Genomic DNA, 9,723 nt, shown 5'->3' on the forward strand with positions numbered 1-9,723 from the left:
GGCACCTTGCTGTTCGCCAGCAAGCGGCGAGTGAAATCGGCGCAAGAGTTCGGGCGGGGGACAGCGGTTGCCTACCGGCTGATCGATGGACTCAACATTGCCTCGGTGACCGGCATCTGCCTGGCGAGCGTGGGATACCTGTACGCCAACCGGCTGCTGCCTCTGACATTGCCTGAGCGTGCCGACTGGGAGATCCGCTTCTTTCTGCTGGCCTGGCTTGGCTCGCTGCTGCATGCGCTGGCGCGTGGACAGCGGCGCGCCTGGATCGAGCAGCTCTGGTGCGCGGCCGTGCTTTGCGCCTGTGTTCCTGTGCTCAATGGCCTGACCACGGGGCAAGGCCTGTTCGTCTATCTGAGGGCGGGCGACTGGGAGCGGGGTGGCGTGGAGGGGGTGATCCTGGTGTTCGCCTGCCTGTTTGCCCATGCCGCCCGACGGCTACGGCAGGTGCCGCCCACGGCACGTGCGCCTCGCCAAAGCCAGGTTGCGGGCGGCTCACGCTGGCAGGTTGCTGGCCGCGTGATGCTCGCGGTGGGGGGTGGGTATCTGCTGACAGGGCTGGCGATGGCGTTGCTGGCTCAAGGAATGGTGCTGCTGGCTGGGCTGGACGCCGCGATGGCCGTGCTGGTGGCGACGTTGCTCGGTTTTGCCTTCTGCAGCGGCGTGGTGGTGTGGGTGTTCGCGGTGCGCGATGGCGTGGTGGCGTTCAAGCGGTTGATGTGGGTGATGGTGTGTCTGGGGGTAGTTGTCGCAGTATTGGCTGGGCAGCTGGGCCCGATGGTGGCCAATGCCTGAAAAACCGCGCTGAATGGACGTTGCGTTTCAGCGGCCGCGCCTGCTGAAGATCCCGCCTCATTCGACTTCAGGGTGGGATAGTTGCTGGAAGGGGAAACTGGCTGTATTCCGTGATCCCTGCCACTACCGCACAACACGGTAACTCTGCGCCCCGGCGAGGGCTTCGCCCTCGATCGCGGCACAAGGCGCGCTCCCACAGGGCCCGGCTTTGCCGGGCCGGGGCGGGTAGTACCTCGGTAGAAGACAGTTGCTCCCACAGGGCCCGGCTGTGCCGGGCCAGGGGCAGAGAGCACCTCGGTGGAAGACAGTTGCTCCTACAAGGCCTGGCGATGCCAGACCGGGGCTGGGTGCACCTTCGCTCATTGCATCCAGGGCGGCGGCGGTTCTTCACCTTTCACCGGTCCACGCTCGGCATCTTCGCGGGCGGCGCGGCGGCGGGCGTCGTCGAGGCGCGCGGCGTCGATCTCGCGCAGCACACCACCGACATCGGCTTCTTCGTCGTCATCGGCGAACTCACCTGTCAGTGGACTATCGGCGCGCAACTCGCCCGCTTCGTACAGCGACCACATCTCCCGGGCGTAGCGGGTACCCTTGAGCTCGGGGGCGACGCGGCCAAAGTAACCGCTCATGTTGCCCACGTCGCGCTCCAGCATGCTGAACGCATGGTTGTTGCCAGCGGCATCCACTGCCTGGGGCAGGTCGATGATCACCGGACCTTCAGGGCCGAGCAGCACGTTGAACTCGGACAGGTCACCATGCACCAGCCCGGCGCACAGCATCAGGACGATCTGGCGAATGACGAACGCGTGGTACTCCAGCGCCTGGTCAGGCTCGAGGTGCACATCGTTCAGCCGCGGCGCGGCATCACCGTCGGCATCCACCACCAGTTCCATCAGCAGCACGCCATCCTGGAAATCGTAGGGCTTGGGCACCCGCACGCCAGCGCCAGCCAGGCGGAACAGCGCGGCCACCTCGGCGTTCTGCCAGGCGTCCTCGGCCTCCTTGCGGCCGTACTTGGACCCTTTGGCCATCGCGCGGGCCTGGCGGCTGTTGCGCACCTTGCGGCCTTCCTGGTACTCGGCGGCCTGGCGGAAACTGCGTTTGTTGGCCTCTTTGTAGACCTTGGCGCAACGCACCTCGGCCCCGCAGCGCACCACGTAGACAGCCGCTTCCTTGCCACTCATCAAGGGCCGGAGCACTTCGTCGACCAGCCCATCTTCAATCAGCGGTTCAATCCGTTTTGGAGTCTTCATCGTTTCTTTGCTTTGGGTCCTGTCTTGCCAACACACGGGTTGCACGGGGCCGGCCATCGTCTCACAGACTGATGCGACTTGCTTGGCCACGATGCAACAAACCCCTTGAACTTTCCCACCAACGGTCGCCTCGAAATATCTAGACACAATCCCCAGGCCCAGCCAAGCGAGTCCTCCATGCAGCTCCTCCACCCGAAGGCGCGGTTCAAGCCTTATCATTCGGCCAGCGGAGGATGGGGGTCGGCGCACTCGGTCATGACCATCCTCTGGCGCGAACAGGCGTTGGCCAGGGCGCCCAAGGCCCTGCTCCACCAGAACAAGCCTGACGGCTTTGCCTGCGTGAGTTGCGCATGGGCAAAGCCTGGCCATCCTCACGCGCTAGAGTTCTGCGAAAACGGCGCCAAGGCCACGGCCTGGGAACTGACCAGCCTGCGCACCGAGCCGGCGTTCTTCACCCGTCATACCCTGGCGGAACTGCGCACCTGGAGCGACTACGACCTGGAGCAGCATGGCCGCCTCACCCACCCGCTGCGCTACGATCCGCTGACCGACCGCTACCAGGCCACCGACTGGGGCGACGCCTACCGTGAGATCGGCCGCGAGCTGCGTGCCTTGCAGCCCGACGAGGTGGTGTTCTACGCCTCCGGCCGGGCCTCGCTGGAGGCCTCGTTCATGTACCAGCTGTTTGCGCGAGCCTATGGCACCAACAACCTGCCGGACAGCTCCAACATGTGCCACGAGAGCACCTCGGTCGGGCTGCAGGAAAGCATCGGCGTGCCGGTCGGAACGGTCACGCTGGCCGACTTCGAACACACTGACTGCATCTTCTTCTTCGGCCAGAACGTGGGCAGCAACAGCCCGCGAATGCTTCACCCGCTGCAAGAGGCCCGCAAGCGCCGGGTGCCGGTCATCACCTTCAACCCCTTGCGCGAACGCGGCCTGGAGCGCTTCGTCAATCCGCAGTCGCCGCGCGAAATGCTCGGGCCGTCCTCGACGGTGATCAGTACCCAGTATCACCAGGTCGCCATCGGCGGCGACCTCGCGGCGGTCATGGGCATGGTCAAGTCGCTGCTGGCCATGGACCGCCAGGCCATCGCCGACGGCCAGCCAGCGGTGCTCGACCACGCCTTCATCGCCGCGCACACGCACGGCTTCGAGCGCTTCGTCAGCGAGGTCGAGGTGTACCCGTGGGAAACCCTGGAACGCCGTTCGGGCCTCGGGCGCGGGGCAATGGAAGCGGCCGCCACGGTGTATGCGCGCAGCGACAAGGTGATGGTGATCTACGGCATGGGCATGACCCAGCACCGCCATGGCGTCGAGAACGTGCAGATGTTGGTCAACCTCCTGCTGCTGCGCGGCAACATTGGCAAGCCAGGCGCGGGCATCTGCCCGGTTCGCGGGCATTCCAACGTGCAGGGCCAGCGCACCGTGGGCATCACCGAGGATCCGGCCAAGGTGCCTGGCGACAAGATCGAGGCGCTGTTCGGCTTCAAGGTGCCGGCGAAGAAGGGCCTGGCGACGGTGGATACCTGCGAGGGCATCCTCGATGGCAGCGTGAAGGCCTTTATCGGGCTGGGGGGCAACTTCCTGCGCGCGGTGCCAGACACCCATCGCATGGAACCCGCCTGGTCGGGCCTGGCGCTGAACGTGCAGGTCGCCACCAAGCTGAACCGCACCCACCTGTTTCCCGGCCGCGCGGGCTGGCTGCTGCCTTGTCTGGGCCGCATCGAGATCGACCGCCAGGACGGCCGCGAGCAAACCTACAGCACCGAGGACAGCACCGGCTGCATCCGCGCCTGGAAGGGCACCAGCGAGCCCGCCGCCGAGCAGCTGCGCTCGGAAGTGGCGATCATCGCCGGGCTGGCCGAGGCCACGCTTGAGGGACCGTGCCAGATTCCCTGGGATGCCTGGCGACATGACTACGCGTTGATCCGCACCGCGATCGGCCAGGTCTACCCCGACATCTTCCATGACATGGAAACGCGGATGTGGGAGCCCGGCGGCTTCCACCGCCCGTTAGGCGCCGCCCAGCGCGAGTTCAAGACCGAGTCGGGCAAGGCGCAGTTCAGCGCGCCCCGCAAGCTCGACGAGGACGACGATGTGGCGCTGAACCCTGCCCGGCGCGACGTGCTGCAACTGATGACGCTGCGCAGCAACGACCAGTTCAACACCACCGTGTACGGCTACGATGACCGCTTTCGCGGCGTGCACGGCACCCGCAGCGTGGTCTTTCTCAACCGCAGCGACGTGGTTCGCCTGGGCTTCGCGCCGGGTGACTGGGTCGAGCTGCGCACGGCGATCGAACCGCAGGTGCGCCGCCAGGTGGGCCCGCTGCAGATCATCGCCTACGATATTCCCGAAGGCTGCGCGGCGGCGTACTACCCCGAGTGCAACCCGCTGGTGCCGCTGTGGCACCACGCCGAACGCAGCAAGGTGCCGGCCGCCAAGTCCATCCCCGTGACCCTGCACCGCTCGATCCCCTCGGCGCTCGACCTCGAGCATGCCGTCCCGGCGGACGACCAGCTTGGGTGAGTATGGCGATGCCGCCGCGGCGTTGCTGGCCGCTCGTGCGCAATTTGCCATCACCATCAGTTTCCACATCGTGCTGGCGGCCTTCACCATCGGCCTGGCGCAGGGCCTGATGGTGCTCGAGGCGCTGTGGCTGTGGCGCCGGCGTGAGGTCTACATGGACGTCTATCGTTTCTGGCTCAAGGTGTTCGCCCTGACGGTGGCGGTGGGCACTGCCTCGGGCCTGGTGATGGAGTACCAGTTCGGCCTCAACTGGTCGCGGCTGTCGTCCCAGGCCGGTGCGATCATCGGCCCCTTGATGTTCTACGAGGTGATGGTGGCGTTTTTCCTGGAGGCGGGATTTCTCGGCATCATGCTGTTCGGCCTGAAGAAGGTCGGGCCGCGCCTGCATTTCCTGGCCACCTGCGCGGTCGCCATCGGGGCGTTGATCAGTGCCTTCTGGATACTCTCGGCCAACTCCTGGATGCACACGCCTGCCGGCTACTCGATCGGCGCGGACGGCCGCTTCATCGCCGAGGACTGGTGGGCGATCATCTTCAATCCGTCGTTTCCCTATCGCCTGGCGCACATGGTGGTGGCGGCGTTGATGGGCAGCGCGACGATGGTCGCCGGTACCGGCGCCTGGCAACTGCTGCGCGAGCCGGGCAACCCGCGGGCGCGCCTGCAGTACTCGATGGCCCTGTGGACGCTCGCCGTGCTGGCGCCGCTGCAGGTGGTCATCGGCGACCTGCACGGGCAGCACACGCTCAAGGTGCAGCCGATCAAGGTCGCCGCCATCGAAGGTTCCTGGCATCGCCCGCCCGAGGGCGCGGGCGAGCCGCTGAGGCTGTTCGCCGTGCCGGACATGGCCGGGCAACGCAACCATTTCGAGGTGGCCATCCCGCGTATCGGCTCGCTGTACCTGACCCACGACCTCAGCGGCACCATCGGCGCGCTGGACGAGTTCGCCGCGCAGGACCTGCCGCCGGTGCCGATCGTGTTCTTCGCCTTTCGCATCATGGTCGGCCTTGGCCTGTTGATGCTGGCCCAAGGAATCGCCAGCCTGGTGCTGCGCTGGCGGGGCCGGCTGGACCAGGCGCGCTGGCTGCAACGCGTGAGTGTCGCATTGGCCCCTGCCGGTTTCCTGGCCATGCTCAGCGGCTGGGTGGTCACCGAGGTCGGCCGCCAGCCCTTCACCATCCATGGCCTGCTGCGCACCGCCGACAGCGTCTCGCCGGTGTCGGCGCACAGCGTGGTGTGGGCAACGGTGGCCATTCTCGCGTTCTACACGCTGGTGTTCGGCGTCGGGCTGTGGGTACTGCTGCGCCTGTTGCGCCAGCCGCCCCGGACGGGCGAGCCGGGCCCGCAGCCACGCCTCGGCGAGGGCAACTGAGCATGTTCGGCATCGACTGGCTCACCTTGCTCAGCGCGGGCGCCCTGGCGTTTTCGGTACTGATCTATGTGCTGCTCGACGGCACCGACCTTGGCGTGGGCATGCTCATGGGCGCCAACCGGCGCGCCCAGGACCGGGAGGTGATGGTGCTGTCGATCCTGCCGGTCTGGGATGCCAACGAAACCTGGCTGGTGCTGGGGGGAGGCGGACTGCTGGCGCTGTTCCCGCTGGCCTATGCGGTGCTCCTGCCAGCGTTGTACCTGCCGTTTCTGCTGATGTTCATGGCGCTGATCCTGCGCGCGGTCGCGCTCGAGTTTCGAGAACATGTGGCGCGCAAGGACCTGGCCGATGGGGTGCTGCTGGCCGGCTCGCTGCTGACCACGTTCTGCCAGGGGCTGGCACTCGGCACGCTGGTGCAGGGCGTGCCGCACGCCGGGGGCCAGTACAGCGGCAGCGGCTGGGAGTGGCTGGCGCCGTTCCCGCTGTTCTGCGGCCTGGCGCTGGCCGCCGGCTACCTGTGGCTAGGTGCGTGCTGGCTGTACTGGCGAACCGAAGGCGAACTGCACCGCCGCTCGGCGCGTCAGGCAAAAGGGCTGGCGGTGGTGGCGATGACGCTGCTGGCGGGTGTGCTGGGCTGGAGCCTGACACTTGACGAGCGCTACGTGCAGCACCTGTCGCATCCGTGGATAGCGGGGCCTGCCGCGGTCGCGGTGCTGGCCTTGCTGACGGGATTCTGGCTGGCCTTTCGCAGCGCGCGGCACTGCCTGCCGCTGTTCGCGGCACTGGGCGTTGTCGTGGTGGCATTCAAGGTGATGCTGGTGGAGATCTTCCCGCTGATCGTTCCGCCGGCACTGACGTTGGCCGAGGCCGCTTCGCCCGCGTCGACGCAGGTCTTCATGCTGGTGGGATTTGCCGTCGTCGTCCCGGTGACGCTGGCCTACAACACTTTCGGATTTCGGGTATTCGCCGGGAAGATACGGCCCGCCAAGCAAGGGTAAGCCATGGGGCGTGACCGCCCCATGGCGTGCAGGGCTAAGGGTTGCGCGTCACACGCCAGACAGTGTTGGCAAGATCATCGGCGATGATCAGCGCACCTTTGGGATCCACGGTCACACCCACTGGCCGTCCACGCGTCTTGCCGTCTTCCCCTCGGAAGCCCGTGGCGAAGTCGACCGGCTCACCCGCGGGGCGACCGTTGCTGAACGGCACGAAGATCACCTTGTAGCCCACCGGATTGTCCCGGTTCCAGCTGCCGTGCTCGCCCACGAACGCCCCTTGGGCGAACTGCTCGCCCATCGCCGGAATCGAGAAGTCGACCCCCAGCGCGGCGACGTGCGACCCCAGGCTGTAGTCCGGCTTGATCGCGGCGGCGACCTTTTCAGGGTCCTGCGGCTGCGCCCGCGGGTCGACGTTCTGGCCCCAGTAGCTGTAGGGCCAGCCGTAGAACTCGCCTTCGCGCACCGAGGTGAGGTAGTCCGGCACCAGGTCCGGCCCAAGTTCGTCGCGTTCATTGACCACTGCCCACAGCTGGCCGGAGTCTGGCTGGATGGTCAGCGCCGTCGGGTTGCGCAGGCCCGTGGCGTAGGGCTTGTAGGCCCCTGTCTCGGCGTCGATCTGCCAGACCAGCGCGCGGTCGATCTCGACCTCCATGCCGCGCTCGGTGATGTTGCTGTTCGAGCCGATCCCAACGTACAGGAAGCGGCCATCGGGGCTGACGGTCAGCGACTTGGTCCAGTGGTGGTTGATCTCCGAGGGCAGGTCGGTGACCGTGGTCGGCGGGCCGCCCGCCTTGGTCTGGCCATCCTGGTAGTCAAAGCTGACCAGCGCGTCCTGGTTGGCCACGTAGACCTTGCCATTGGCAAACGCCAGGCCGTACGGCGCGTTGAGGTTCTCGGCGAAGACTTCCTTCACCTCGTAGGTGCCGTCGCCATCGGCATCGCGCAGCAGGGTCAGGCGGTTGCCACCTTTGACCTTGGTGTTGCCCTGGGCCTTGATGTAGCCGGCGATCACGTCCTTGGGCTTGAGCTTCGCGGCATTGCCGCCACGGCCTTCGGCCACCAGGATGTCGCCGTTGGGCAGCACCAGGGTCTGACGCGGGATCTTCAGGTCGGTCGCGATGGCGGTGACGCTGTAACCGTCGGGCACCGTGGGCTTCTGGTCGCCCCACTGGGCGGGTTCGGCGATTTTCATGCTGGGTAGCAGGCTACGTTGCGGTTCGGGCAGCTTCGGGTCCGGGCCACGTGCCTGAGTGGTGTCGGCTTCGCCGCCGCATCCGCTTAGCAGCAACGCGATGCTCAGGGCTGACAGTGCGCTTGAATGTCTCATGGTTCATCTCCCGAGCGCAGGTTGGTGAGCCCGGTCCAGGCGGTCACCAGGCTCAGCACGGTCACGATCACCGACAGCACCAGGCCCGAGGGCATGGCCGCCCAGGCGTCCTTGGCGTGCTCGAAGGCGTTGACCAGGCCAAGCACCCACGTCACCAGCAACAGCAGGAAGTAGAGCACCGGCCGTCCCGCCTTGCGGTGCGCGCGCAGCAGGTTCACCAGCGCGAACAGCAGCGCTAGCCCGCAGAACACCAGGCCGCCGGCGATCAGCCAGGAGGCGAAGTTGCTCCACTGGATCTGGTAGGTCTTGAAGTAGGCGACGTCGCTGAGCAACGCGCCGAGAAACAGCGGTACGGTCCCGCCAAGCAGGATCGCGTGAAGCGGTCCTGGCCTGCAGCGGAGAAGAGGGGGGGCGGTAACGGACACGGCGGCTCCTTATCGTCAGAGGCTCTAGGGTCGAGGCTCGCGCGGACTGCGCATAGGAAAGGATTGCGTCGTTCGGGGTTTAGTTCATCGGGATTGCCTACCACGGTGCCGTGATTGGTGGCTCACTTTGTGGCAGGACCACTGAGTGTGGCAGAACCACTGAGGGTGGCAGGGCTACTGAGTGTGGCAGGACCACAGAGTGTGGCAGGGCTACAGTGTGGGAGCGGCCTTGTGCCGCGATCGGGCGCGAAGCGGCCGTAAAACCTGCCCTCGCGGTGAGTCAGACACGACCCGGTCGCAGGTTCTACGGCCGCTTCGCGCCCGATCGCGGCACAAGGCCGCTCCCACAGGATGGACCCTGGCCCTGCATTTCCCGTCAGGTCGAGACGCGGCTCAGCGCGGCCTGCAGCAACGGCGCTGTCTCCTCATCGGTCATCGCCGGATACACCTTCATGTCCATGAGATCGCTCCATTCCAGCACCCACTTGAGCACCAGCGACAAGTCATCGGTCTCGGCCACCGCCACGCCGAAGTGATGTCCGATGGCATGCCAGCGGCCGTGGACTTTCAGGCCTGGGGGAGGGGTGCCCTTGGTCTGGACGAAACGGGCCATGGCGGCATTGCGGTTTTCGCAGGAAATGTTCCATTGGATGATGTAGAGCATCTGACACCTCCCATCAGCATGAGCGCCTGTTCGGCACGGCTGTCCGCGGGGCGCCAGGCCACGGATCGAGCCCTCCACTCCATAGGCATAGCAGCGTTTGGAATTCGCTCGCGGTTTCTCGATCAAAGGCCACACGCACCGGCATCGCGCGCTCGGCGCGGCTAGTCTGCACCTACCGGACACAAGGGATACCCGCTGATGCTGGCCGTCGAACACCTGCGCAAGTCGTTCTCCACCGCCCAGGGCCCGCTGCCCGTGCTGCAAGGCGTCGACCTCAGCCTGGCGCGGGGCAGCAGCCTGGCGTTGATGGGTGAGTCGGGCAGCGGCAAGAGCACGCTGCTGCACCTGGTGGCGGGGCTCGAC

8 protein-coding genes and 1 pseudogene are annotated in these 9,723 nt (G+C 66.5%); 5 read left to right on the top strand and 4 right to left on the bottom strand.

Features of this window, described 5'->3' with window-relative positions:
- Nucleotides 1-792, top strand: a pseudogene (locus VJS90_RS04045) (hypothetical protein); the annotation flags it as partial.
- 359 nt (nucleotides 793-1,151) lie between these two features.
- Here the strand turns inward: VJS90_RS04045 and VJS90_RS04050 are convergent.
- Complete coding sequence (locus VJS90_RS04050) at nucleotides 1,152-2,045, bottom strand: PA4780 family RIO1-like protein kinase (protein WP_324119360.1); 894 nt, start codon at nucleotides 2,043-2,045, stop codon at nucleotides 1,152-1,154.
- Between the two features lie 177 nt (nucleotides 2,046-2,222).
- Here VJS90_RS04050 and VJS90_RS04055 point away from each other — a divergent pair, with 177 nt between their 5' ends.
- The 3 genes from VJS90_RS04055 to cydB are packed head-to-tail and all read left to right on the top strand — an operon-like array spanning nucleotide 2,223 to nucleotide 6,944.
- Nucleotides 2,223-4,577: an FdhF/YdeP family oxidoreductase gene (locus VJS90_RS04055; protein WP_324119361.1), complete on the top strand. Its 2,355-nt coding sequence runs from the start codon at nucleotides 2,223-2,225 to the stop codon at nucleotides 4,575-4,577.
- Nucleotides 4,570-5,946, top strand: a complete 1,377-nt coding sequence (locus tag VJS90_RS04060; RefSeq protein WP_324119362.1) for a cytochrome ubiquinol oxidase subunit I — start codon at nucleotides 4,570-4,572, stop codon at nucleotides 5,944-5,946. The genes VJS90_RS04055 and VJS90_RS04060 overlap by 8 nt, the downstream gene beginning before the upstream one ends.
- A 2-nt stretch (nucleotides 5,947-5,948) precedes the next feature.
- A complete protein-coding gene (cydB, locus tag VJS90_RS04065; protein ID WP_324119363.1) occupies nucleotides 5,949-6,944 on the top strand; it encodes a cytochrome d ubiquinol oxidase subunit II in 996 nt (331 codons plus the stop codon).
- A gap of 34 nt (nucleotides 6,945-6,978) precedes the next feature.
- Here the strand turns inward: cydB and VJS90_RS04070 are convergent, their stop codons facing one another.
- From VJS90_RS04070 to VJS90_RS04080, 3 genes are all read right to left on the bottom strand, one after another.
- Complete coding sequence (locus tag VJS90_RS04070) at nucleotides 6,979-8,271, bottom strand: sorbosone dehydrogenase family protein (protein WP_324119364.1); 1,293 nt, start codon at nucleotides 8,269-8,271, stop codon at nucleotides 6,979-6,981.
- Complete coding sequence (locus VJS90_RS04075) at nucleotides 8,268-8,696, bottom strand: DUF2231 domain-containing protein (protein WP_324119365.1); 429 nt, start codon at nucleotides 8,694-8,696, stop codon at nucleotides 8,268-8,270. Before VJS90_RS04075 ends, VJS90_RS04070 begins: the two co-directional genes overlap by 4 nt.
- 376 nt (nucleotides 8,697-9,072) lie before the next feature.
- Complete coding sequence (locus VJS90_RS04080; protein ID WP_324119366.1) at nucleotides 9,073-9,360, bottom strand: DUF3303 domain-containing protein; 288 nt, start codon at nucleotides 9,358-9,360, stop codon at nucleotides 9,073-9,075.
- A gap of 198 nt (nucleotides 9,361-9,558) precedes the next feature.
- Here VJS90_RS04080 and VJS90_RS04085 point away from each other — a divergent pair.
- Nucleotides 9,559-9,723, top strand: a 165-nt coding sequence (locus tag VJS90_RS04085) for an ATP-binding cassette domain-containing protein (protein ID WP_324119367.1), incomplete at its 3' end; no start/stop codon positions are given.

Source organism: Pseudomonas sp. (genome assembly GCF_035277045.1).
Taxonomy (GTDB): Bacteria; Pseudomonadota; Gammaproteobacteria; order Pseudomonadales; family Pseudomonadaceae; genus Aquipseudomonas.

Coding starts and splice junctions, on each gene's coding strand:
- VJS90_RS04055 (WP_324119361.1), top strand. CDS start 2,223: ATGCAGCTCCTCCACCCGAAGGCGCGGTTCAAGCCTTATCATTCGGCC.
- VJS90_RS04050 (WP_324119360.1), bottom strand. CDS start 2,045: ATGAAGACTCCAAAACGGATTGAACCGCTGATTGAAGATGGGCTGGTC.
- VJS90_RS04070 (WP_324119364.1), bottom strand. CDS start 8,271: ATGAGACATTCAAGCGCACTGTCAGCCCTGAGCATCGCGTTGCTGCTA.
- cydB (WP_324119363.1), top strand. CDS start 5,949: ATGTTCGGCATCGACTGGCTCACCTTGCTCAGCGCGGGCGCCCTGGCG.
- VJS90_RS04080 (WP_324119366.1), bottom strand. CDS start 9,360: ATGCTCTACATCATCCAATGGAACATTTCCTGCGAAAACCGCAATGCC.